A 23001-nucleotide genomic window follows, 5' to 3' on the forward strand; every position below is an offset into this window, starting at 1 on the left:
GAGCGTTTGAGTGGCCGCGGTGAGTCGAAAAGCAGTCAGGAGACCGATGGATGCGGCCAGACGCAATGACGCACGGCTAACGCCATGCAGAGGCGCCCAGCCCGAAAATCGCGACGAGGCCGCCGCCTATCACCACGAGAAACGCGCACCACTCGGGCCGTGAAAAAAGCGCCTCGCCACGCTCGCGCCGTGCCCACATGTAGAGCAGGCTGCCTGGGCCATACAGGAGCGCGGACATGACGAGCAGTTCCACTCCACAAGCGTATAGCAGGAACAGTGTATAAATCGTGGCGATGACCGCAGTGGCATAGCTCTGCGTGCGTTTTCGGGCGCTCATGGCAGATTGCGGGAGTGCGTGAATCGCCTTGAGCCCGAAGGTCGCCACAAAAAAATAGGGGACGAGCGCCATGGCGCTCGTGAGGCGCAGCATGAGAGAGAAGGCGTCGCCCGACCAGTACGTGCTGATGACGAAGGCCTGCACGACGCCGCTCGTGAGCCATATCGCGGCGGTGGGAAGCTGCCGCGCGTTGCGGCGCGCGAAGATGGCGGGCATGGCGTTCGCTTTCGCGCTTGCATACAGCACTTCCGCGCAGATCAGCGACCACGCGAGATAGGCGCCGAGCACGGACACGATGAGCGCGCCGCCAATGAACACCTTGCCTGGCGAACCGATCACGGCGCCAAGCACCGACGCCATGGAAGGTTGCCGCATGACCGCGATGTCCGCGCGCATGAGGTGCGCGTATGGCAACAGCGTGACGAGCACGAGGAGCAACAGCACGAAGGCGAAGCCGAGTATCGTGGCGGCGCCCACGTCCGAGCGCTTTTTCGCGTAGCGCGAATACACGCTCGCCCCCTCAATGCCGAGAAAGACGAATACCGTGATGAGCATGGTGCCTTTGACCTGGAGGCCAAGCCCTTGGGCGCTTTGCGCGAGATTGTTTGTGAATGGCTCCGCGCTCGCATAGACACTCAAAATGCCGATAAAAACGAAAATGGGCAGAATCTTCACGACAGTGAGAATCGCGTTGATGAGGGTGGCCTGCTGAATGCCGCGCAAAAGCATCCAGTGAAATGCCCAAATGCCGACTGACGAAACCGCAATCGCAATCGGCGTATTGCCGTTTCCAAATGCCGGTACGAATGCGCCGAGCGTGGATTTGATCAGCACCCAATAAGAGACGTTGCCGAAGCAACCGGCCATCCAGTAGCCGAACGCGGAGAGAAAGCCGGCGTAGCCGCCAAAGCCGTCGCGTGCATAGGCAAAGATACCGGAGTCGAGGTCGGGCCGGATTTCTGCGAGAAGCTGGAAGACGCGGGCCAGCATATACATGCCGCCTCCCGCAATGCACCATGAAACGACGGCAGCTGTCGGTCCTGCTTCGAGCGCGAAGTTGCGCGGCAGCGAATAGATGCCCGCGCCGACCATGGACCCTACGACCATGGCCGTGAGGACCGGCAGCGACAACTTCTGGTCATCCGTCGATTTCATGTTCGAGCCTTTTTCCGATCTTCGACCTGTTGTAATGCGAGCGCGCGAAATCGCGGATAAAAAATGCGCGCCACATTGAATTGCTGAACTATTCTCGATCGAGTGTCACGTTGAATACCTCACTGCGAATCGTATTCCATAATGTTCGTCAGGTGTCCGGAGGATGGATGGCAAAAGGAGAGTCGCCGGGCACGTATTGGCCGAATGTTCGCTAATGAATATGAGCGGAATCGTTAGCAAACAGCCCGAATGAATTTACGAACCCGCATTGCGCCGCATTAGGGGGAATGTCATGCGATATCTCACTGCAGCACTGCTTGGCTCCGTGGTTGGCTCGCTCGCGCTTACTGGCTGCGAGGCGCCGACTTCGGGTTCCACCTTCACGCCGGCCCAGGCGCAGCAGGTGTTCGTGGTCGAACTCGGTGCGGTCGAAACCGTGCGGCCCGTCACCATCCAGCCGGGTCCAACTGGCATTGGCGCAATAACGGGCGGCGCGCTTGGCGGCATCGCGGCAGGCAGCAACATCGGGCGCGGCTCGGGCGCCGTAGCGGCGGGCATCGGCGGCGCCGTGCTGGGCGGCGCGGCAGGCAATGCCGTGGAGCAGCGCGTCACGCAGCGGCAGGGTCTCGAGATCGTCGTGCGTCTGGATTCGGGCCAACTGATGTCGGTGGTCCAGGATGCGGATCAGCAGTTCGTTCCGGGCGACCGTGTGCGTGTGCTGCTCGGCAACAACTCGGTGCGCGTGACCCGATGAAGTGAACGCAGGTGTGGTGGGTCTCTCGATAAAGCGAAGTTTCGAACAAAGCGAGGAAACCGATGGCCGATACCGAGCAGAAGATGAGTCGCGTGCAGTTGACCGCGATGGTAGTCGGGGGCATGGTGGGCGCCGGGATCTTTTCGCTGCCGCGAACCTTCGCCAATGCAACTGGGCCGGTCGGCGCGGCCATTGCGTGGCTCGTCGCGGGCGTGGGCATGTACACGCTTGCACGCGTGTTCCAGGCGCTCGCGGAGCGCAAGCCGAAACTCGACGCTGGCGTGTTCATGTACGCCAAAGAAGGCTTCGGCGATTATCCCGGCTTCCTTTCCGCGTTCGGTTACTGGATCGGCAGTTGCATCGGCAACGTTTCGTACTGGGTCCTGATCAAGTCCACGCTGGGCGCATTTTTCCCGGTATTCGGCGACGGCAATACGGTCACGGCCATCATCGTGGCTTCGATCGGCATCTGGCTGTTTCACTTTCTCATTCTTCGCGGCGTGAAGCAGGCCGCATTCATCAACACCATCGTGACGTTCGCCAAGGTCATTCCGATCATGGTGTTCGTCGTCATTCTCCTGTTCGTATTCAAGTACGGGACTTTTCACCTGAATATCCAGTCCGCGGCGCAAGAGGGCGGCCTCATCCAGCAGATTCGCGCGACGATGCTGGTCACCGTGTTCGTGTTCATCGGCATTGAAGGTGCGAGTGTGTATTCGCGCTATGCAAAGGAGCGCGCGGACGTTGGGCGCGCAACGATCATGGGTTTCGCCGGCGTGACCACGCTCATGGTGCTCGTTTCCATGCTGCCTTTCGCCGTGCTGCCGCGCGCGGACGTGGCGGGCATGCGCCAGCCCTCCATGGCGGCCGTGCTCGAAAGCGTGGTCGGCCCGTGGGGCGGGATCTTCGTGAGCATCGGCCTGATCGTTTCCGTGCTGGGCGCGTATCTGGCGTGGTCGCTCATCTGCGCCGAGGTGATGTTCGCGGCAGCGCGCAATCAGGATATGCCGGCCGTGTTCGCGCGCGAAAACGCCAACAACGTGCCGGCCAATGCGCTCTGGATCACCAACATCGTCGTGCAGTTGCTGGTGGCGAGCACGTACTTCTCGCGCGATGCGTTCTCGCTGATGTTGAACCTCACGAGTTCGATGTCGCTGATTCCCTATCTCTTCGTCGCCGCTTACGGGTTCATGGTCTCGAACCGCGGCGAAAGCTACGAGGTGCGGCCCGAAGAGCGCAAGCGCGATCTCGCGCTGGCCGCTATTGCCGTGATCTACACGTTGTTCATGATTGTCGCCGGTGGTCTCAAGTTCATCCTGCTATCGGCGATTCTTTACGCGCCTGGCACGGTGCTGTATTTCCTCGCGCGGCGCGAGCGCAAGCTGAAGGTTTTCCAGCGTACGAGCGACTGGGTCATTTTCATCGTGGCGGCCGTAGCGGCCATCGTGGGCGTCGTTGCGCTGGCCACGGGCGCCATGGCGCTCTAACGAAAACGAGTGGAGATCGATATGTCCAAAGCGAAGGGCGGTGGCAAGAGCGAAAAGGCAGAAAAGGCAGAAAAAGCCGCGAAGGGCGGCAAGGCCAGGACGAAGGAAGAAAGTGCGCTTGGGGTGTATTCGGAAGTCGGGCAACTGCGCAAGGTGATGGTGTGCGCGCCTGGCATGGCGCACTCGCGGCTCACGCCGAGCAATTGCGACGAGTTGCTGTTCGACGACGTGCTGTGGGTCGACAACGCGAAGCGCGACCATTTCGACTTCGTTACGAAAATGCGCGACCGCGGTGTAGAGGTCGTGGAGATGCACAACCTGCTCGCCGAAACCGTTGCCGTGCCAGAAGGCAAGAAGTGGATTCTCGACAATCAGATCGTGCCGAACCAGGTCGGGCTGGGTTTCATCGACGAACTGCGCAGCTATCTGGAAGGGCTCGAGGATCGCAAGCTGGCCGAGACCTTGCTTGGCGGCCTGTCGATCTACGACTTCCCCGAATCGCACGGCGGCGCTGCGCTCAAGGTCGTGCGCGAAGCGGCAGGGTCCACCGAATATCTCTTGCCGCCGCTTCCGAACACGCTGTACACGCGCGACACCACGTGCTGGATTTACGGCGGCGTGACGCTCAATCCGCTGTACTGGCCCGCTCGGCACGAGGAAACGATCCTTGCGGCGGCGATCTACCGCTTCCATCCGGACTTTGCGGGCAAGGTCAATGTGTGGTGGGGCGACCCCACTGAGGACCACGGCATGGCGACGCTCGAAGGCGGCGACGTCATGCCCATCGGCAACAAGACCGTGCTGATCGGCATGAGCGAGCGCACGTCGCGGCAGGCGATCAGCCAGCTCGCCGCCACGCTGTTCACAAAGGGCGCGGCGGAGCAGGTGATCGTCGCGGCCATGCCGAAAATTCGCGCCGCCATGCACCTCGATACGGTCTTCACGTTTGCCGATCGCGACTGCGTGCTGATCGCGCCGGATTTTCTCGCGCGTACCCGAACGTTCACCTACCGGCCCAGCGATCACCCGGCGGGTGTGGAACTGCATCAGGAGAAGAAGTCCTTCGTCGAGGTGGTGAGCGCGGCGCTCGGCATCAAGAAAATGCGCGTGGTGGAAGCGGGCGGCAACGACTACCAGCGCGAACGCACGCAGTGGGACAGCGGCGCGAACCTGGTTTGCACATCGCCTGGCGTCGTGTTCGCTTACGACCGCAACACCTATACGAACACGTTGCTGCGCAAGGCCGGAATCGAGGTCGTGAGCATCGTGGGCGCGGAACTGGGGCGCGGGCGCGGCGGCGGCCATTGCATGACGTGCCCGATCATTCGCGATGCCGTGGACTTCTAGCGTGGAAGCATGCGGGGATTGTTGCGGGCGCAAGTAATTGTGCCGCTATGGTGCCGGATCAAAAGGGTGATGCGAAGTCGGGGCTTTCAAAGCTTACGGTCATGCGGACTGCTGCCTGGTTCTGTGGGGTGCGCGATGCGCGCACCTCGCTTCCATCGCAACCGCTTGATCCCCGATCATGGACGATTTCTTCAACCGCTTTTTTCATCTGCAACCCTCGCTGCTTGCCACGATGACGCACGACGTCATGAATGTGATCGTCAGCCATGCTGATACTGGTTATCGGTTGGTGGGTTTCCAATCGCGTCGCGCGGGTGTTCGCGAGCATGCTGGCGCGCTCGCACGCCGACCCGACGCTCGCGCCAATGCTCGCCGGCATGGCGGCGTGGGCCGTGCGCGTGATCGCGCTCGTCGCCGCGTTGGGCGAAGTGGGCATCGCCACGGCTAGCGTGCTCGCCGCACTCGGCGCCGCCGGCCTCGCCATCGGCCTCGCGCTGCAAGGCACCCTGCAAAATATCGCCGCCGGCATCATGCTGCTGATGCTGCGCCCGTTTCGTGCGGGCGACGTGATCGAAGGCAGCGGCGCGGCGGCCGGCGTCGTGTGCGAAGTGGGGCTGTTCACGACGCGCATCGAGCGTGGCGACGGCAATGTCGTATTCGTGCCAAACATCCAGATCTGGAGCAATCCGGTCATCAACCACAGCAGCGGCGGCACGCAGCGTATCGACGTCACCGTCGATCTCGCGCGGCGCGACCAGGTGGACGCCGCCATCGGCAAGCTCAAGGAGATGGTGTCCGCCGAACCGCGTGTGCAAGGCGGCACGACGCTCGCGCCGACGGTCGCCGTGGACAACTACCCGTCGGGCGGCGGCGCGCGCTTGCGTGTGCGCGCATGGGTGCGCAACGCCGATGCGCAATACGCCGTCGACGATATACGCGGGCATGCTCGCGAAGCGCTTGCGACCGCAGGGCTCGCGGTGGGCAACGCGCGTGTGGCGGGCGCTGACGCTGCTCTCACGCAGCGCTAGCGCACGGTAGAAGCGCGTCCTGCTCTCGTCTTCCGCTACAACTTCCGCGTTTGGGCCAGCAAAAACGGCTAGGCCCGCGACCCTGCAGAGCGGGCGCTCGTGTATGCGGTCGTGAACAAGGTTGAAGCGGCCTATCACCGCACTGATCTGCTTCAAGCGCGCCGCCCGATGATGGAAGCTTGGGCGGCGCAGGTTCTATCTATTTGAAATATTGTTGCTAAACCTGTATCCGAACGCACCTGGCCTGACCCGCACTTTCCTCGACACTGCATCCCATAGCGCAATGGCTTCGCGCGTAGTGAGGGATCCCTTATCGAGCTTTACGAACTTCCCCTGGATTTTCAGTTGCCCCCCGGTATCCATCTCCAGAGAAAGATACGGTGACGAAGGTCCGCTCGTGGTGTCGTTGACAGAGAGTGTGAATGTGTCGCCGCGTCCGTCTCCAGGTTTCAGACCTTCGAAGAGCCATTCTTCCGCCCTCAGGCCTGAAAGTTCCACCGTGCCTTTGCGAATAACTTTGGCGTCCATTGCCTTGAGGGCGTCGAGTGTCTGGGAGTCGTCTGCATGCTGTAGGAGCGTTATCCCTCCCTGTGACGCTGTATCGACAGATACAACGAAAGAGACATCAGGATTACTCGTCAACGTAAATCCTCCGCGCACGTACTGGTCATCAGTTGCTTTTCCTGGCAGAAAGCCGCCCGCGAAGCAAACCCCGGGCTCAGTTGGAATCTCCTCGTTGGGGCGACCTCGCAATTTTTCCAGCAAGTCAAAAACCAGATTTGTTTTCGCCGGTACCTCATTCTTCACGTCGAACTGTTTGACGATTGGATCGTCGGTCTGATCCGGATGCACGTAATCGTAGGTTTCAATCTTCAGCAGGAAACGATACCCACGATCCCATTTGTATCCTTCGATATATCGAGTGGCCGGACTATCGATGAGCGTATCACGGTAAATAAAGTAGTACGTACTTCTTCCACGTGCTGGTCCGGCTGCATACAGGAACGGTCGAGGATAGGTGATTTCGACAGTTTTCAACACTGTTTCGCGTTGCGCAATCTCCTGCCGGTAAGCGTCTTCGGTCATCGCCTTGGCTTCGATATCGACACCTCCGATCCTGGCGTAGCCGTATTCCGTTGCGCCCTCCGGCATATCGACCAGATAGCGGCCCACACACCGGGTCTTCAAGTTTGCAGTCAGTTCAGTCACGATTTGCTTTTCCTGTTGGCTCAAGGGTGATGGCTTGTGATCACACGCGGCAACGACAAATAACAGGCACGTCGCGGCCAGCGTGGTGCGTAGTACTCTCATGCCTTGTAGTCCATGGCCGTGCCCTTGACGCTTTGGACAATGCGCGTAATGGCGTGAAGGGTGAAAAGCCGGGTCGCGTCCAGCTTGTAGGCTCCTTCGTGGTCGATACCTGCGAAGGCTTTACAGACATGCACCCGCTGGCTGGGCGCGCGGCCCGAGCGAACGGGGACTGTGCCATCCCCATGCTCTTCGGCATCCCGCAGGACGAACGTGAAAAACGTGGACTTTTCGTTCTGCATCGTTCCGATCATCTGCCCACCGGACGCGGGGTCGTCGTTACCACGTTTTCCGAGCAGATCGGTAATTGGTGGGATATCGCGCCGCAGGATCGGTGGCGTCTGCTGCACCCACGTCACATTGCCGTACGCCAGGTGTTTTTCATCGTCGCCGTAGAACGCGTAGGTATTGGCGTGATACTTGCCGCTGATTGCTAAGTGAAACGGCTTGACCTTATTGAGGATCAGGTCAGTGAAAATATGCCAATCCCGCTCGACCGTCTTCTTTCCAGGGTCGAGCGGATTGAGCAACTGGTCATCGCACAGCCCCCACCATGTAGCCCGCACCGTATAGATTTCGCTGTACGGGTCCGAGGCCGGCAACTCGACAAACCGTTCCCCATCCCTGATTCTGAGCCACCCCATGCCGTAATCGTGACTCGGCAACAACTGCAACGGGCCGGGCGCGTTGCCGACCACCGCAGTCATGGCGGCCGCGTTTGCTCCCAGTGCGAGAGCCGCCAGATTGCCTTTGATACCGTTGCCTTCCGTACCGGTCTTCATCCGCTTGTAGGTGGCCGCTGCACCCGTGGCGGGCATCACGCCGTGCACGATGCCCAGTACCGTGCCGCGCTTCTCCATGACTTCCGAGTAGTAGCGGGCTACCAGTCCACCCATCGAATGGGTGACGAGAATCACCTTGTCGCACTGGTACCCGAACTGCTTGCGGTACCAGGCCGTAATTTCCTCAATCCGGGATGATAGTCGGGTTGCTGATACAGCGTTCGATTGCAGCCAGTCGTAGCCGACTGCGTGCACCGGGAACTGGTACCTGTACGAGAGTGCTACCTCGGCGCGCTCCAGTTTTTCCAGGCCGGGCGTAATGATATGGCACAGGCTTTCCCGTAAGCCCTTGCGGCCATAGTCGGTTTCGGCATGAGTGTCATTCAGCGCATTTTCGAGCCACACCAGCCACTCCCCGTAGCTCATGTACGCCACTTCGCCCCAGCCGCGGCGACGCAATTCGTCTTCACTCTGCGCTGTGCCGGACGGAATCTTGCCGCCAGGGTGAACTTCCGTTTTGTCCGGATCAAGAATCTGCCTGCGTTCGGCAGGCTTTTTCACCATCCATGTCTTAACGGTCGATGTGCTGTCAAGCAACCAAACCGGCTTCGGCACGGCATCGGTAGTTTCCAGATTGCTCCCCATCACGCCAGGCACAAAGACCACAGGAATGACCCGGCGTGGAAACATATAGCAGACCGCCGTACTGTCATCAGGCACTGAAGTGACGGATGAGTAGTGAACTGATCCGTCATCGGCAATCTTTGGCTGGATAGTGCGTTCTTGTGTAGCCAATGCAGACTTCTCCCATTTACGAGCAACGCGCTCAGGCGGCCTCTGGCAGCACGCGCGGCCTGCCGCATCAGGACTGCATGGGTAAGAGCGGCCGCGATGAGGGACCATTTGCAGGTCCGTCCAGCCTTATACCTGCGGCGCGGCCATGGGGCAATTGTTTCTAGTCCGAAATGTTTTCAATTCTTGTCAAGGAACAATACCAGGCGCTGGCGGGGCTATGCGAGCCTAAGCTGGCTATGCTCGGCTTCGTGAGTCGCGCTCGGCGCGGCTTCTTGCGCCCGATTGGCACGTTGCCTCCATCAATCTGCGTCTACTCTAAACGGCCGTATGGCGCGATATCGCATGGCTGGCAGTCCGTTGAATCGTCTGATTGAAAAGAGGTGCCACTGGAGAGGTTGGCTTCCGCGTCTCTCAATTGAGGAAGTTGATAGGCGGCCTCGGCCAGCAGCGTCGTCAAATGGTCAATATCGACGTCAAGCTCGGCGGCTATGAACGGAGCGACCTTCGCGGGCCACGCTAGTCAGCTATCGCAATTCGTTTGCTGGCCAGTTGTATCAGGTGGTCTCACCACGTTCCGCTACGTTCTTGTTCTGATCGGAACCGCGAGCGCCCGCCGCAATATTCACATCACAAAACCTACGGGGTTTTCGCCTTTGAATTTGGGGGAAATGATGTTCGCCGAAATTCGCGGTCGCGGGCAACGCGCGCATGACGGGCACTAACGCAGCGCTAGCGCACGGTGGCCCAAGTCAAAGCACGTTGAGCATGGCGAGCGCGCTTTCCTGCAGATGCGGCAAAACACGCTGTAGCGCAGCCTCGGGGCTTTCATCGCCCATCGGCATGTTGGTGCTGAGTGCGGCGACCACCTCGCCGTTGCGATTCCTGAGCGGCACGGCAATGCCGCGCACGCCCACCTGCAACTGCTGCTCGATGAGCGCGTAGCCATCCACGCGCGCACGCACGATTTTCTCGCGCAGGCGTGCGCCGCTCGTGATGGTATGCGGCGTGAAAGGCGAAAGCTCGACCGTATCGAGCCAGGCGGAAACCGCTTCCTGGTCGGCCTCATGCGCGAGCAGCACCACGCCGGGCGAGATGAGCGGCGCGGGCACGCGCGCGCCGAGCACGAACCCCGTGGTCATCACGCGTGACACGCCATTGCGCGCGATCACAACGAGTTCCCATCCATCGAGCACGCTCACATAGGCCGATTCGTTGAGCGTCGCGCTCAACTGCTGCAGATACGGCTTCACGGTGCGCGGCAGGCGCGCCGAATCGAAATAGGACCAGCCCACGCGCAGCACGCGCGGCGTGAGGCCGTACAGGCGGCCATCCGTGTACACATAGCCGAGCGATTCGAGCGTGAGCAGATAGCGGCGCGCGGCGGTGCGCGAGAGGCCCGTGCGCTCGGCCGCCTGGGTGGGGGTCATGCGCGCGTGCTCGCTGTCGAAGGCTTCGAGAATCGCGAGGCCTTTTTCGAGCCCCGCGATCCAGTCGCGCCGGTCCAGTGGAGGTTTCTTCATCGGCGCGCAAGACCCTGTGCTGCACGGTTGCCAAAAAAATGGAAAAAGCCGCAGACGCCAAACGCCTGCGGCTCGCGAGCCAACGATGCGCGCGTGTTCACTCCGGCTTCATGCGCGCCGCCACGATCAGCGAGATCAGGCAGCCAACTGCCAGATACGCGGCGACGAGGTGCCACGACCCGCCTCCCACGCCCACCAGCGCTACCGCGATGAACGGCGTGAAGCCGCCGCCCACCACACTCGCGAACTGATAGCCGACACCCGCGCCGCTGTAGCGGTACTCCGCGCCGAACAGCTCGGTGAAGAGCGGCTGCTGCACGCTCACGACCATGTCGTGGGCGATGTTCGCGAGCATCACCGAGAAGATCACGATCCATACCGTGGCCCGCGCTTCGAGCGCGAGGAAGAACGGAACGGCGCTCAACAAGCCGATGAACGCGCCGATCAGATAGATGCGGCGCAGCCCGAGCCGGTCGGCGAGCCATGCGAAGCAGGGGATCGTCACGCAGCTGAGCGCGCCCACGAAGAGCCCGATGCCGAGAAAGAGATCGCGCGACATGCCGAGGTTGGTGGTCGAGTAGCTCAGCGCGAAGGCGGTCACGATATACATCGTGAAAAGTTCGGCGAGGCGCAGCGCGACGATATAAAGGAACGCTTTCGGATGGCGCGTGAGCGCTTCGAGCACCGGCATCTTGAGCTTGCGATCACCGTGCTCGACTTTCTCGACGAACTCGCGCGACTCGTCCATGCTCGAGCGCACCCACAGGCCGATCAGCACGAGCACGACGCTGAACACGAACGGCAGGCGCCAGCCCCACGAGCGGAACGATGCTTCGCCGAGCAGGTGGCTCAGGATCGCGACAATGCCCGTGGCGAGCACGAGGCCCACGCCGTAGCCCACCTGCACGCCGCTGCTGTAGAACGCCTTCTTGCCGCGCGGCGCGCTTTCCACGGCCATGAGCGCCGCGCCGCCCCATTCGCCGCCAACCGCAAAGCCCTGCAGCGCGCGGAACGCGACGAGCAGGGCGGGCGCCCACAAGCCGATCGTCGCGTAGGTCGGCAGCAGGCCGATGGCCACGGTGGAAAGGCCCATCATCATGACGGTGATCACGAGCATGCGTTTGCGTCCGAGCCGGTCGCCGAAGTGGCCGAACACGATCCCGCCGAGCGGGCGGAACAGGAAGCCCACGCCGAAAGTCGCGAAGGCGGCAAGGGTGCCCGTCGACTTGCTGACCTGCGGGAAGAACGCGCCGTTGAACACCAGCGCGGCGACAATGCCGTAGAGCAGGAAGTCGTACCAGTCGACGACCGCGCCGACGAAGCTGCCGAGCGCCGCTTTGCGCGCCTGACTGCGCGACGGCGAGAGAGGGGCGGCGTCGGGCGAGCCGGTGGTGTCGAGGCTTGGGGTCATGAGTTGTCTCCAGACTTTTGCGCATGTGCCATGCTGCGATATGCGCTAAACGTGAGACGCAGCATAGGGCGGGCCGCGCGCTCCGGCAATGCGTGGCGGCGCCGTTTTGCGCGATTATCGCCCAAGTGCGTGCGATTATCGAACGCTTTGCGGGTTTGCACCGAGATGGCGCGTGGACCGTCCGCGCACGGTGGTCTTCGTCAAATTGAACGAACTGGTTAAAATCGGGCGCTGCTTCGCGCACCCTCGAAGTTTGCGGTGTGGCGGCGAAGTGTCCGTTTCAGCGCTTGCGTCAGGAGCCTATTGCATGTCCAGCCCCTCCAATCTTCCGCCGCAGGCGGACAATCCGCTCGGCATGGCCGGTCTCGAGTTCGTCGAGTTCGCCGCGCCCGAGCCCGCCGACCTCGGCCGCCGCTTCGAACAGTTCGGCTTCAAGGCGATCGCGCGCCACGTGAGCAAGGCGGTCACGCTCTACCGGCAGGGCGAGATGAACTTCCTGCTGAACGCCGAGCCCGACTCGTTCGCCGCGCGTTACGCGCAGGAGTACGGCATGGGCGTCTGCGCGATCGGCGTGCGCGTCGACAATGCGAAGCGCGCGTTCAAGCATGCGATCTCGCTCGGCGCGTGGGCGTTCGAGGGCGAGCGCCTCGGGCCCGCGGAGCTGCACATTCCCGCGATCCAGGGCATTGGCGATTCGCACCTCTATTTCATCGACCGCTGGCGCGGACGCGGTGGCCAGCGCGGCGGCGTGGGTGACATTTCGATCTTCGACATCGACTTCCGGCCCATCGACGTCGCCACGGCGCATACCGATCTCGATCACGGCGGCACGGGCCTCACGCGTGTCGATCACCTCACGCAGACGGTGGGCGCGGGGCGCATTGCGGAATGGCTCGACTTCTACCGCGACCTGCTGCATTTCCGCGAGATTCACGAGATCAACGCGAACTGGCATGTGTCCGAAGAGTCGCGCGTGATGGTGTCGCCCGATGGCGAGCTGCGCATTCCTGTGTACGAGGAAGGCACGCGGCGCACGCAGCTATTGCACGACTATCTGCCCGAGCATCCCGGCGAAGGCGTGCAGCACATCGCGCTGGCAAGCAACGACATCCTCGCGAGCGTCGATGCGCTCAAGGCCAATGGCGTGGAGTTCGTCGAGCCGCCGCCCGCTTACTACGACACCGTGGATGCGCGGTTGCCCGGCCACGGCGTGGATCTCGACGCATTGCGCAAGCGGCATGTGCTGATCGATGGCGAGATTGGCGAAGACGGCGTGCCGCGGCTCTTTTTCCAGACGTTTGCGAAGCGCCATCCCGGCGAGATCTTCTTCGAAGTCGTGCAGCGCAGCGGCCACCACGGTTTCGGCGAGGGCAATCTCGACGTGCTCGCGCGCTCGCGCGAGGCGGGCGCGAAACAGGGCAATGCGGGGCAAAGCGCGGATTGAATCCCGCGATCCGCAACGTTACTGTTCCAAACGTGACTTCGGGGCGCCGCCCGCCGTTTTGCGCGCGCGCGTTGCGCCGAGCGCGGCGGCGCGCGGCGGGACCATCGTGCGGCAGCGATGGCGAATCTCCTTGCTGAACTCTGTACAGGCCTGGGTCATCAGGTCCGTGGACCGGTACACCATGAACACGTGGAAGTCCGGCAGCTCGTCGCGAATGGGGAGCGTGTGCAACGCGTCGCGGCGGAGGACGAGCGGCCCGCTCATGCCGTAGAACACGAAATCCGACCACATGCTGATCACATCCGTGCAGGTCGCGAGTTGCAGGCCGAGCAGGTTCGACACGCTGTGCACGATCCGCTTGGGCATATCGAGGCGATTGAGGCGCATGAGGCTCGCGAGCGGGCTGCCGGGATCGTCTAGCGGATCGAGCGTGAGCCAGTCGGCCTCGAGCAGATCGCGCAGGCGCGTCGCGCTCGCCAGCGGATGGCCGGGACGCGCGGCGAGCACCATGCCTACGGAAAAGAGCGGCTCCCACTGAAACGCGCTCGTGCCAGGGCCGCTGTTCGTCGAGATGAGCGCGAGGTCGAGGCGGCCTTCGCGCAGCCCTTCGAGTATCTGCTGCGGGCGCATTTCATAGGCGTGCACTTCCACGCCCGGAAAGCGCGCGCGAAACGCCGCGATCGATTCGGGCAGCGGCCCGCTCGATGCCACGGCGGAAAAACCGATGTTCAGCCGCGCCTCGGCATGGCCGCGCATGCCTTCGATATCTTCCAGCGCGTGGCGCAATTCCTGTTCGACCACGCTCGCGCGCTTCGCGAGCGCGCGCCCGTAATTCGTGAGGCTGACGCCGCGCACCGAGCGCGACATGAGCGTCACGCCCAGTTCGCGTTCCAGTTCCGCAATGGCCTTGGAAAGCGCCGGCTGCGAGATGTGCAGGCTGCGCGATGCCTCGTGCATGCTGCCGTGCTGCGCGAGCGCGAGCAAAACGCGCAACTGATGCAGTTTCATCCGTGGTACTCCCCGCGCGAGGCGCTTCGACGTTTCTCCGACCGGAAGAGATTCTAAACGCTGCGCAACGCGGCGTAAGCGCTTACAAGCGCCGCCTGGCGCGGGCGGCACCGATTCTCGGCACTCATGGAAAACGACAATGGCCGCTACACAGTGGTTATGACGCCGATTCCATCCGGTTATCAAGATGAAAATTTGTGACTTCTTTCAAAAGTCAGACCGGCCTGAATATCGTTCGGCCAGTTCCCATTCCCGCTGTTCCACCGCTGCACCGCTCGCGGAGATCCGCCATGCATGACGCAACGCTCAGCGCCACCGCCCCGATTGCGCCGCCCGCGGCCACTCGTCAGAGCCAGTTCCGCCTGATCGCCGCCTGCTCGATCGGCAATGCGCTCGAAATGTACGACTTCACGGTGTACAGCTTTTTCGCGCTCCTGATCGGCCGGCTCTTTTTCCCCTCGGCCAGCCCTTACGGCTCGCTGCTGCTCGCCGTGGCGACGTTCGGCATCGGCTTCTTCATGCGCCCGCTGGGTGGGCTCGTGATCGGCAGCTACGCCGACCGGCGCGGGCGCAAGGCCGCCATGACGCTGACCATCGCGCTGATGGTGGCGGGCACGCTGTGCATCTCGGTCGCGCCCACTTACGCGCAGGCCGGTGTATTGGGCTCGCTCGTGATCCTCGCGGGTCGCCTCCTGCAGGGCTTCTCGCTCGGCGGCGAAATCGGCGCGTCCACGGCCATGCTGATGGAGTCGGGGGACGTGGGGCAGCGCGGCTTTCGCGTGAGCTGGCAACTGGGCAGCCAGGGCATCTCGGCGCTCATCGGCGCGCTCACGGGCGCGGTGCTCTACGCCACGCTCTCGCCGCAGGCGCTGGAGAGCTGGGGCTGGCGTCTGCCGTTCCTCGGCGGTTTGCTGATCGCGCCGGTGGGCCTCTATATCCGCTCGAAACTCGACGAAACGCACGAGGCCGAGCCCGATGCGCCGAGCCCGCTCGGCACGCTCATGCGCGAGCACGGCGCGAAAGTGGGCCTCGGCATTCTCTCGATCACGGCGGGCACGGTGGGCATGTATCTCGTGGTGTTCTTCATGCCGACCTACATGATCCGCGTGCTCAAGATGCCGCCGTCGCTCTCGCTGCTTTCGGGTTGCGCCACGGGCTTCACGATGCTCGTGGCGTCGCTCGTCTCGGGGCGGCTTGCCGACCGCCTCGCGCGCCGCAAGCGGCTCGTGCTCGGCGCGCTGCTCTTCAACATCGTGGCTATCGTGCCCGCGTTCTGGCTGATGACGCGCATGCCGAGCGTGCCACTCGTGCTCGCGCTGTCGGTCATGATCACCGCCGCCGCGAATCTCGGCTCCACGCCCATGCTGCTGATGCTCATGGAATTGCTCCCCGCGAGCGTGCGTGCGAGCGGTCTTTCGGTCATCTATAGCGTGGGCGTGACGGTGTTCGGCGGCAGCTCCCAGTTCATCGTCACGTGGCTCCTGGCGAAGACCGGCAATCCGCTTTCGCCTGCGGTCTATCTGGTCGTTTGCAGTCTCATCTCGCTGTGCGCCATTGGTGCGATTCGCGAGCAGCGCGTTGGCTAACGAAGCGCTGCACGTAGTCTCAAGCCTTTCGATCCTTCACAGGAATAACGGAATCCTCATGAAACGTGAACCGTCGCTCACCCCGTTCCAGTTGCTGCCGACCTTGCTGCCCGAGATCGAAATCGACGCTGAGACTTTCATCGGCATTCGCCGCCAGATTCATTCGCAGCCCGAACTAGGTTTCGAAGTGGGCGCCACGGCGAAGCTCGTCGCGATGCTGCTGGAGAAGTGGGGCTACGAAGTGCATACGGGCGTCGGCAAGAGCGGCGTGGTGGGGCAGCTCAAAGTGGGCGACGGCAAGCGGCGTCTGGGCATTCGCGCCGACATGGATGCGCTGCCGATCGTCGAGAATACGGGCCTGCCCTACGCGAGCCAGACGCCTGGCAAGATGCACGCGTGCGGCCACGACGGCCACACGGCGATCCTGCTTGCCGCCGCGAAAACGCTGGCGGAGCGCCGCGATTTCGACGGCACGCTCAACCTGATTTTCCAGCCCGACGAGGAAAACCTGTGCGGCGCGAAGGCGATGATCGAAGACGGTCTCTTCGAGCGCTTTCCCTGCGACGCCGTCTACGCGTTGCACAACATGCCGGGCGTGCCGGCCGGGACGTTTCGCGTGCTGCCGGGGTCGGTGAGCCTTTCATCGGATGTGGCCGACGTGACGCTCAAGGGCGTGGGCGGCCACGGCGCGATGCCGCACCGTGTGAAAGACCCCATCGTGGCCGCGGCGGCGCTCGTGACGGCACTGCAAACCATCGTTGCGCGCAACGTGGCGCCTGACGAGTCCGCGGTGGTGTCCGTGGGCTACATTCGCGGCGGCGCGACCCACAACGTGATACCGGAGACGGTCACACTCGGCCTGAACATCCGCGCGGCGCGCGCCGAAACGCGTGCGCTCGTGGAAGCCCGCGTGCGCGAGATCGTGGCGCTGACGGCGCAGGCGCACGGCGTGGAGGCGCAGATCGACTACCGGCAACTCACGCCGCCGATGGTCAATACGCCGGAAGAAACCACACTCGCGCAGCGGGTCTGCGCGGAGCTGGTGGGCGAGGACAACGTGGTCATGCAGGCGCCGAAGGGCTTGAACGGCAGCGAGGACTTCGCGTGGATGCTTAACGCGGTGCCCGGTTGCTACCTGCTGCTCGGCAACGGCGAAGGGGAATTCGGCGGGTGCATGGTGCACAACCCGGGCTACGACTTCAACGACCAGGTGCTCCCGCTCGGCGCGGCATGCTGGGTGCGGCTCGCACAGAGGTTTCTCGTGGCGTGACGAGATTTGATTAGTTAGTCATTCGAATCATCTGTGCCGGCGGTCAGCAATTCGGGCGTCAGGCCCAGCCGCTCGCGCAGATCGATCCAGCCGCGCGCCGTGACCTGCACCGCGCGCGAAGTACTCGTGCGCCGCATCCATCCGCGCTCGCAGAGCAACGTGAGAAACGCCACGCCGAGCGGCCCAGCCAGATGATGCTGGCGCTCGGTCCAGTCGAGACATTGACGCGCGATGCCGTGACGCCCCGGCTTGAGCGCGGCGACGTCGAGTCCGAGTTCGCCGAACCATGCCGCGCCTGCGGGCGTCACCGCGAAGCGCTTGTCGGCTTCAGCGGTGATGAGCCCGGCATCCGTGAGGCGCGCCGTGAGCGCCACGCCGACCTGGCCCGCGAGATGGTCGTAACAGCAGCGCGCGAATCGCAGGTTCTGCGCCTCGCGGCCGAGTGGTTTGCGGCGCATCGGCACGCGCGCGCCGACTGTCGCGAGGTTTTCGAGCAAGGTGGCGACCTGCGCGTCCGCGAGCCGGTAGTAGCGGTGGCGGCCTTCCTTTTCCACGGCGAGCAGCCCGCCGTCCAGCAGCTTCGCCAGATGGCTGCTCGCGGTTTGCGCGGTCACGCCGGCCGCGTAAGCCAGTTCACCGGCGGGCAGCGCGCGGCCGTCGGCGAGCGCCATCAGCATCGCGGCACGCGCGGGGTCGGCGATCAGGAATGCCGTGGCGGACACCCTCGGGTGCATGTTCATGCCATTCATGCGTTTCTCCAGGACATACGCATAGCGTAGCGCGCGAGCATGGTCGCATGTTTCGACACGCATCGAAGCATCACCGCAGCCGTGCGCCCGATACTGGGCTCATGGCCGGCGCCCAACGCGCGCCGGCGCAGCGGGAGAGCCCATGCAGATGCACAAGACGCACGATACAGACAGCCGCGAGCAGCAACGGCGCGTCCTTTGGGCCACGAGCATCAGCTATGTCGTGGTGATCCTCGACACCTCGATCGTCAACGTCGCGCTGGAGCGCATCGGAGCGACGCTTGCGGGCGGCGTGGCGGGCCTGCAATGGGTCGTGAACGCCTATACGCTCACGTTCGCGAGCCTGCTGCTTTCGGGCGGCACGCTCGGCGACCGGCTCGGCGCGCGGCATGTCTATATGGCCGGGCTCGCGGTCTTCACCGCGGCCTCGGCATTGTGTGGCGCCGCGCCGAGCCTCGCGCTGCTCACGCTCGGACGCGTGCTGCAAGGCATGGGCGCGGCGCTGCTCGTGCCTGCATCGATGGCGCTCATCAACGGCGCGTGCGCCAACCCGCGCGAGCGTGCCGCCGCCTTTGGCGTGTGGGCCGGACTGGGGGGCGTCGCGATGGCGGCGGGTCCGTTGCTGGGCGGCGTGCTGATCGGGTTCGCCGGCTGGCGCAGCATCTTCTTGCTCAATGTGCCGGTCTGCCTCGCGGGCATTTTCATGGCCGCGCGCGTGGCGCCGCAGTTGCGCCCAGGCGCGCCCCGCCGGATCGATCTCGCGGGCCAGACAGCGGCCATCGCGGCGCTGGCGCTGCTCAATGCGGCCATCATCGAAGCGCCAGCGTATGGCTGGCACGCACCGATCGTCGCGGGCGGTCTTGCGCTGGCATGCGCATCGGCGATCGCCTTCGTCGCGCTCGAAAAGCACCGCGCGCAGCCGATGCTGCCGCTCGGCTTCTTCCGCGAGCCCGTGTTCAGCGCAGCCGTGCTGGTCTCGATGATTTCTGCGTTCACGTTCTACGGTCTGCTATTCGGACTCAGCCTGTATCTCCAGCAGGAGCGCGGCTACGCGCCGTTGCGCGCGGGCCTCGCTTTCCTGCCGCTCACCGTGGTGGTGCCGGTCGGCAGCCTGCTTTCGCGGCGCGCGGTCGCGTGGCTCGGACCGCGCGCGCTCGTCGCGCTCGCGTGCCTGCTCGCGGGAGCGGGCTATCTCGGCGCGGCCGTATGCGGGACGATGGCGCGATACGACTTGCTGGCCCTGCCGCTGCCGGCCATCGGTTTCGCCGCGAGCCTCATCACGCCCGCGGCCACGGCGGCGCTCATGGCGACGGTCGATCAGGGCCGCGCGGGGATCGCGGCCGGCGTGCTCAACGCCGCCCGGCAGACCGGCGCGGCGCTCGGCGTGGCCGTTGCGGGCGCGATGATCGCGGGGCGCGCGTCGATCGGTGCGGGCATGCGCGTGAATCTGCTGGTCGCCGCCGTGCTCTCGGCGGCAGCGGCGTGGGCGTGGTGGCGAGCGTGGTCCCTCCGCATCGCTCACGTCGCGCATGCCGCCCCGCCGCGCAACGAAAAGAAGACGCGTGCCGCGAAGCAAAGAGCCTGAATCTTCCTGCGCGCGCCCTGGATCATCCACTGCGAATTCTGGGATACAGTGCCGTTGCATGCATCGCGCATTCGCGCGGGCCGTGCGCCATAGGAGGAGTTTTGTCATGGCCGAATACGGGCAACATCCCTCGTCCGTGCTGACGCTCAAGAGCGCCCACGACTTCGACACGACGATCGCGCGCCTGAAGGCTGCGCTGGCCAAAGCGGGCGCGGGCATCTTCGCCGACGTCGACCAGCGCGAAGCCGCCGAGACCGCGGGGCTCAGCCTGCGCCGCACGCGTCTCATCCTGTTCGGCAATCCGAAGGCGGGTACGCCCGTCATGGCGGCCAACCCGCACGCGGCGGTGGAGTTGCCGCTGCGCATGGTGATCTGGGAAGACAACGAAGGACACACGCGGCTCGACTATCGCGACGTCTCGCAGACGCTTGGCCCGCTCTATGGCATCGACACCGAAGTGCTTGTGCCGCTGCAGCGGGTGGTGGGGCTGCTGCAGGCTGCCGTGCAATAAACGGCAAACGCGCTGCACGCCCATCTTCGACAGGCGCTTAAAAATTGACAGGCGCGGCGCGCAGCGGGCTTCGCCCGGCGCGCGTAAAGCGGCGGCCACGCCGCGCGCAGGCATTGAAAGAATGAAAGACGAGGGCGGCGGATCTTGCGCGCCGCCGCCTCAGGGGTTCATGGGCGCTCGATTACCGGGTGCGGCTCAGTGGCCGAACTTCAGCGGCCAAATTTCAGTGGCGAGAAAACACATCGCAATCGGGACGCGGCCAGCACATCTTGCCCGTGCGATGGCCCGAGGCGCTGTGCGTTTCGGGCGTGCCGCCGTACGACATGTCGGTGCCGGCCTGAGCCGAAGCATCGGCGTCATCGGTCATCGTCTGATGCGCGCGCTCCTGCGAGACAGGCTCGTCCTTCGCGCGCGCCGTGCCGGGCGCGACGGTTGCCACGGCCGCCACGCATGTGGCGATCAATGCCAGGCGGAATGTCATATCAACCTCCTTTCTCGAGTTCGTGAGTGCGCCTTCGCGGCAATGACGAAGTCACTGCGGGATAACGGCGGAGTGACTCCGCGGCGAAGGTGCGCGCGAGCGAGAGGCAAAGCCTGAAGCCGCACACTCATCTGGAAAGTCGGGATGCCTGCGCGCAGCGCACGGCTGCCGAACGTCTTAGCTCACTACTCACGTAAGAAGCGCGCCCACGCATTCGGGGGCGGCACAGCGCGGCGCGACGCAAGAAGAAGGGGCGAGCGGGCGCGCAGAGAACATCCGCACTGTAGTTTCAGTTATAGCTCGCGCCCCACGGAGTGCAATGGGCTGAACCCCGGCCCCGCGCGCGGCCCGAATCCAGGGCCGAATCCAGATCCCCGCACCCACAGCCCTGCCCGCGATTCTTTCGGTTTTGAAACTCGATGAAAGTATTCGGAAATTAAACGGTCGCCGTGTAGTCATCTTGCGATGTTGTAATGCGCTCGCTCTGATGTAAGGCGCATGGGGCCCGTGCGCAGAATGGATAGGGCCCGCCTGAAGGCGTGGTGGCAGGGCTCACTTGTGCGCGCCGCGTCTAAAGGACTCTAAAAAGCAACTCAAACAATCGATGGAGCCTAACTACATGTTGTATCGCCGAGCATTACTCGCCCTGCCTTGTGCGGGCCTCGCTGCCGCACTGTTTGCATGTGGCAGCAGCAATTCGAATTCGGGGACTTCTGCAGCCGCTACCGCGTCGGCACAAGACACGTTGTCGACGGCCACGCCGATCAAGCACCTCGTCGTGATCTACGGCGAGAACGTTTCGTTCGACCACTACTTCGCCACCTACCCGAACGCCACGAACCCCAGCGGCGAGCCTGCCTTCGCGGCGGCTTCGGGCACGCCGACGGTCAACGGCCTCACCACCGCGCTGATCAACTCGAACGGCAATGCGAACACGACGCTCAACGGCGCGAACGCGTCGCCGCCGTTCCGCCTCGACCGCACGCAAGCCGCCACGGCCGACCAGAACCACGCCTACACGGCCGAGCAGCAGGCCGGCGACAACGGCTTGCTCGACCTGTTCCCGACGTACACGGGTAAGGGCACGAGCGGCGGCGCGGGCGCCTTCGGCACGAAGGGCCAGGTGATGGGCTATTACGACGGCAACACCGTCACGGCGATGTGGAACTACGCGCAGAAGTTCGCCATGAGCGACAACGCATGGACCACGACCTACGGTCCGTCGACGCCGGGCGCACTCGAAGTCGTGTCGGGCCAGACCAACGGCCTCGAACTCGTGAACACGTCGAAGCAGCCTTCGACGGTTGCGGCGCCCACGTACTACATCGAAGACGGTGCAGGCGGCCTGACGATGATGGGCGACGTGGACCCGGGCTACGACACGTGCTCGAGCAAGAGCGACCAGGGCATGATCAACGCGCAGAACATCGGCGACCTGCTGAACGCGCAGAAGATCTCGTGGGGCGGCTTCATGGGCGGCTTCAACCTGCAGACGGTCAACGCGAACGGCACGACGGGCTGCTTGCGCAGCACGGTCGCGACGGCCGTGAACGCCGCGACTGCCGACTACAGCCCGCACCACAACTGGTTCCAGTACTTCAAGTCGACCGCGAACCCGCAGCACTTGCGCCCGAGCTCGACGGCGGCCATTGGCTCGACGCTCGAATCGGACGGCAAGACGCTGGACCCGGCGAACCACCAGTACGACTCGGACGACTTCTTCGCGGCTGTGAAGGCGGGCAACTTCCCGTCGGTGAGCTTCCTCAAGGCGCCGGCTGCCCAGGACGCGCACGCGGGCTATTCGGACCCGCTCGACGAGCAGCAGTTCGTGACCAAGGTCGTGAACTTCCTGATGCAGCAGCCCGACTGGAAGAACACGGCTGTCGTCGTGACCTATGACGATTCGGACGGCTGGTACGACCACCAGTACATGGCGCCGATGCACTCGTCGCTGAACGCGGCAGACCAGCTCAACGGCAACGGCGTTTGCGGCACGGGCACGCAGCCTACGGGCATCGCTGGCGCGCCGGTCAACGGCCGCTGCGGTCCGGGCACGCGCATCCCGTTCCTCGTGATCTCGCCGTGGGCGAAGGCCAACTACGTCGACCATACGTTCATCGATCAAGCATCGGTCGTGCGCTTCATCGAAGACAACTGGCTCGGCGGCGCACGTCTTGGCGGCGGTTCGTTCGACGCAGCCGCAGGCGACATGCGCGCGCTGTTTAACTTTAGCGGTACGGGTAATTTGCCGGTGTTGTATCTCGACGGCACGCTGGGCACGCAGTTGAGCTCCGCACCGTCGATTTGATCGACGTCCGGCGCGAGTCTCGGCCGTCCGCACGCGCAAGTCCCGCGCGTGCAGGGCGGCCGGCCTCGCGCCGTTGTCACGTCGTGTGGCTCTCGCCGCGTTGCACGCCAGCTTTGACGTTCGCTGGATGCTCGC

Annotated in this window: 19 protein-coding genes; 10 read left to right on the forward strand and 9 right to left on the reverse strand. The window is 63.8% G+C overall.

The genetic code is table 11. The features are described 5' to 3' along the window. Nucleotides 1-76: 76 nt before the first annotated feature. Nucleotides 77-1492, reverse strand: coding sequence for a basic amino acid/polyamine antiporter (locus tag L0U83_RS18705; RefSeq protein ID WP_233885388.1), 1416 nt, complete (start codon nt 1490-1492; stop codon nt 77-79). 292 nt (nt 1493-1784) lie between these two features. Here L0U83_RS18705 and L0U83_RS18710 point away from each other — a divergent pair, with 292 nt between their 5' ends. The 3 genes from L0U83_RS18710 to L0U83_RS18720 all read left to right on the forward strand — a co-directional run bounded on the left by L0U83_RS18710 (nt 1785) and on the right by L0U83_RS18720 (nt 5080). Then, on the forward strand, nt 1785-2246 hold the full coding sequence (locus tag L0U83_RS18710) for an outer membrane lipoprotein (protein WP_233885389.1): 462 nt from the start codon (nt 1785-1787) through the stop codon (nt 2244-2246). 62 nt (nt 2247-2308) lie between these two features. Next, nucleotides 2309-3733 (forward strand): basic amino acid/polyamine antiporter, encoded by a 1425-nt coding sequence (locus L0U83_RS18715; protein WP_233885390.1) that lies wholly within the window; start codon nt 2309-2311, stop codon nt 3731-3733. Nucleotides 3734-3889: 156 nt separating this feature from the next. Continuing rightward, nucleotides 3890-5080, forward strand: coding sequence for an arginine deiminase (locus L0U83_RS18720; protein ID WP_233886564.1), 1191 nt, complete (start codon nt 3890-3892; stop codon nt 5078-5080). 58 nt (nt 5081-5138) lie between these two features. Here the strand turns inward: L0U83_RS18720 and L0U83_RS18725 are convergent, their stop codons facing one another. Beyond that, complete coding sequence (locus L0U83_RS18725; RefSeq protein ID WP_233885392.1) at nt 5139-5348, reverse strand: hypothetical protein; 210 nt, start codon at nt 5346-5348, stop codon at nt 5139-5141. On the opposite strand from L0U83_RS18725, the gene L0U83_RS18730 reads away from it, so the two are divergent. Further along, nucleotides 5347-6108: a mechanosensitive ion channel family protein gene (locus tag L0U83_RS18730; RefSeq protein ID WP_233885394.1), complete on the forward strand. Its 762-nt coding sequence runs from the start codon at nt 5347-5349 to the stop codon at nt 6106-6108. The two genes, L0U83_RS18725 and L0U83_RS18730, sit on opposite strands and share 2 nt — an antisense overlap. Before the next feature lie 195 nt (nt 6109-6303). Here L0U83_RS18730 and L0U83_RS18735 read toward each other — a convergent pair whose 3' ends face one another. From L0U83_RS18735 to shiA, 4 genes are all read right to left on the reverse strand, one after another. Further along, on the reverse strand, nt 6304-7317 hold the full coding sequence (locus L0U83_RS18735) for a Tli4 family immunity protein (protein ID WP_233885396.1): 1014 nt from the start codon (nt 7315-7317) through the stop codon (nt 6304-6306). A 98-nt stretch (nt 7318-7415) separates the two neighbouring features. Then, nucleotides 7416-8993: an esterase/lipase family protein gene (locus L0U83_RS18740; protein ID WP_233885397.1), complete on the reverse strand. Its 1578-nt coding sequence runs from the start codon at nt 8991-8993 to the stop codon at nt 7416-7418. 749 nt (nt 8994-9742) lie between these two features. After that, a complete protein-coding gene (locus tag L0U83_RS18745) occupies nt 9743-10513 on the reverse strand; it encodes an IclR family transcriptional regulator domain-containing protein (RefSeq protein WP_233885399.1) in 771 nt (256 codons plus the stop codon). Nucleotides 10514-10610: 97 nt separating this feature from the next. After that, nucleotides 10611-11924, reverse strand: a complete 1314-nt coding sequence (gene shiA / locus L0U83_RS18750; RefSeq protein ID WP_233885401.1) for a shikimate transporter — start codon at nt 11922-11924, stop codon at nt 10611-10613. A gap of 307 nt (nt 11925-12231) precedes the next feature. Between shiA and L0U83_RS18755 the strand changes: the two genes are divergently transcribed. Continuing rightward, nucleotides 12232-13368 carry a 4-hydroxyphenylpyruvate dioxygenase family protein gene (locus tag L0U83_RS18755; RefSeq protein WP_233885403.1) on the forward strand — a complete coding sequence of 379 codons (1137 nt, stop codon included), beginning with the start codon at nt 12232-12234 and terminating at the stop codon, nt 13366-13368. Between the two features lie 18 nt (nt 13369-13386). Here L0U83_RS18755 and L0U83_RS18760 read toward each other — a convergent pair whose 3' ends face one another. Next, complete coding sequence (locus L0U83_RS18760; RefSeq protein WP_233885405.1) at nt 13387-14376, reverse strand: LysR family transcriptional regulator; 990 nt, start codon at nt 14374-14376, stop codon at nt 13387-13389. 290 nt (nt 14377-14666) lie between these two features. On the opposite strand from L0U83_RS18760, the gene L0U83_RS18765 reads away from it, so the two are divergent. Further along, on the forward strand, nt 14667-15962 hold the full coding sequence (locus L0U83_RS18765; protein WP_233885407.1) for an MFS transporter: 1296 nt from the start codon (nt 14667-14669) through the stop codon (nt 15960-15962). 58 nt (nt 15963-16020) lie between these two features. Beyond that, complete coding sequence (locus L0U83_RS18770; RefSeq protein WP_233885409.1) at nt 16021-17232, forward strand: M20 aminoacylase family protein; 1212 nt, start codon at nt 16021-16023, stop codon at nt 17230-17232. A gap of 14 nt (nt 17233-17246) precedes the next feature. On the opposite strand, the gene L0U83_RS18775 is transcribed toward L0U83_RS18770, so the two are convergent. Beyond that, complete coding sequence (locus L0U83_RS18775) at nt 17247-17981, reverse strand: ArsR/SmtB family transcription factor (protein WP_308445050.1); 735 nt, start codon at nt 17979-17981, stop codon at nt 17247-17249. A gap of 142 nt (nt 17982-18123) precedes the next feature. Here L0U83_RS18775 and L0U83_RS18780 point away from each other — a divergent pair, with 142 nt between their 5' ends. Further along, nucleotides 18124-19566: an MFS transporter gene (locus L0U83_RS18780; protein WP_233885411.1), complete on the forward strand. Its 1443-nt coding sequence runs from the start codon at nt 18124-18126 to the stop codon at nt 19564-19566. 106 nt (nt 19567-19672) lie between these two features. Further along, entirely contained in the window at nt 19673-20077 is a 405-nt protein-coding gene (locus tag L0U83_RS18785; protein ID WP_233885413.1) for a DUF302 domain-containing protein, read from the forward strand. Nucleotides 20078-20300: 223 nt separating this feature from the next. Here L0U83_RS18785 and L0U83_RS18790 read toward each other — a convergent pair whose 3' ends face one another. After that, nucleotides 20301-20558, reverse strand: a complete 258-nt coding sequence (locus tag L0U83_RS18790; protein ID WP_233885415.1) for a hypothetical protein — start codon at nt 20556-20558, stop codon at nt 20301-20303. Between the two features lie 622 nt (nt 20559-21180). Here L0U83_RS18790 and L0U83_RS18795 point away from each other — a divergent pair. Beyond that, entirely contained in the window at nt 21181-22866 is a 1686-nt protein-coding gene (locus L0U83_RS18795) for a phospholipase C (protein ID WP_233886566.1), read from the forward strand. Nucleotides 22867-23001: the final 135 nt, after the last annotated feature.

Source organism: Paraburkholderia flagellata, from assembly GCF_021390645.1.
GTDB lineage: Bacteria > Pseudomonadota > Gammaproteobacteria > Burkholderiales > Burkholderiaceae > Paraburkholderia > Paraburkholderia flagellata.

Bases quoted from the DNA above. Each gene is read 5' to 3' on its own strand.
- L0U83_RS18705 (WP_233885388.1), bottom strand. From the start codon at position 1,492: ATGAAATCGACGGATGACCAGAAGTTGTCGCTGCCGGTCCTCACGGCC.
- L0U83_RS18710 (WP_233885389.1), top strand. From the start codon at position 1,785: ATGCGATATCTCACTGCAGCACTGCTTGGCTCCGTGGTTGGCTCGCTC.
- L0U83_RS18715 (WP_233885390.1), top strand. From the start codon at position 2,309: ATGGCCGATACCGAGCAGAAGATGAGTCGCGTGCAGTTGACCGCGATG.
- L0U83_RS18720 (WP_233886564.1), top strand. From the start codon at position 3,890: ATGGTGTGCGCGCCTGGCATGGCGCACTCGCGGCTCACGCCGAGCAAT.
- L0U83_RS18730 (WP_233885394.1), top strand. From the start codon at position 5,347: ATGCTGATACTGGTTATCGGTTGGTGGGTTTCCAATCGCGTCGCGCGG.
- L0U83_RS18725 (WP_233885392.1), bottom strand. From the start codon at position 5,348: ATGGCTGACGATCACATTCATGACGTCGTGCGTCATCGTGGCAAGCAG.
- L0U83_RS18745 (WP_233885399.1), bottom strand. From the start codon at position 10,513: ATGAAGAAACCTCCACTGGACCGGCGCGACTGGATCGCGGGGCTCGAA.
- shiA (WP_233885401.1), bottom strand. From the start codon at position 11,924: ATGACCCCAAGCCTCGACACCACCGGCTCGCCCGACGCCGCCCCTCTC.
- L0U83_RS18755 (WP_233885403.1), top strand. From the start codon at position 12,232: ATGTCCAGCCCCTCCAATCTTCCGCCGCAGGCGGACAATCCGCTCGGC.
- L0U83_RS18760 (WP_233885405.1), bottom strand. From the start codon at position 14,376: ATGAAACTGCATCAGTTGCGCGTTTTGCTCGCGCTCGCGCAGCACGGC.
- L0U83_RS18765 (WP_233885407.1), top strand. From the start codon at position 14,667: ATGCATGACGCAACGCTCAGCGCCACCGCCCCGATTGCGCCGCCCGCG.
- L0U83_RS18770 (WP_233885409.1), top strand. From the start codon at position 16,021: ATGAAACGTGAACCGTCGCTCACCCCGTTCCAGTTGCTGCCGACCTTG.
- L0U83_RS18775 (WP_308445050.1), bottom strand. From the start codon at position 17,981: ATGAATGGCATGAACATGCACCCGAGGGTGTCCGCCACGGCATTCCTG.
- L0U83_RS18780 (WP_233885411.1), top strand. From the start codon at position 18,124: ATGCAGATGCACAAGACGCACGATACAGACAGCCGCGAGCAGCAACGG.
- L0U83_RS18785 (WP_233885413.1), top strand. From the start codon at position 19,673: ATGGCCGAATACGGGCAACATCCCTCGTCCGTGCTGACGCTCAAGAGC.
- L0U83_RS18790 (WP_233885415.1), bottom strand. From the start codon at position 20,558: ATGACATTCCGCCTGGCATTGATCGCCACATGCGTGGCGGCCGTGGCA.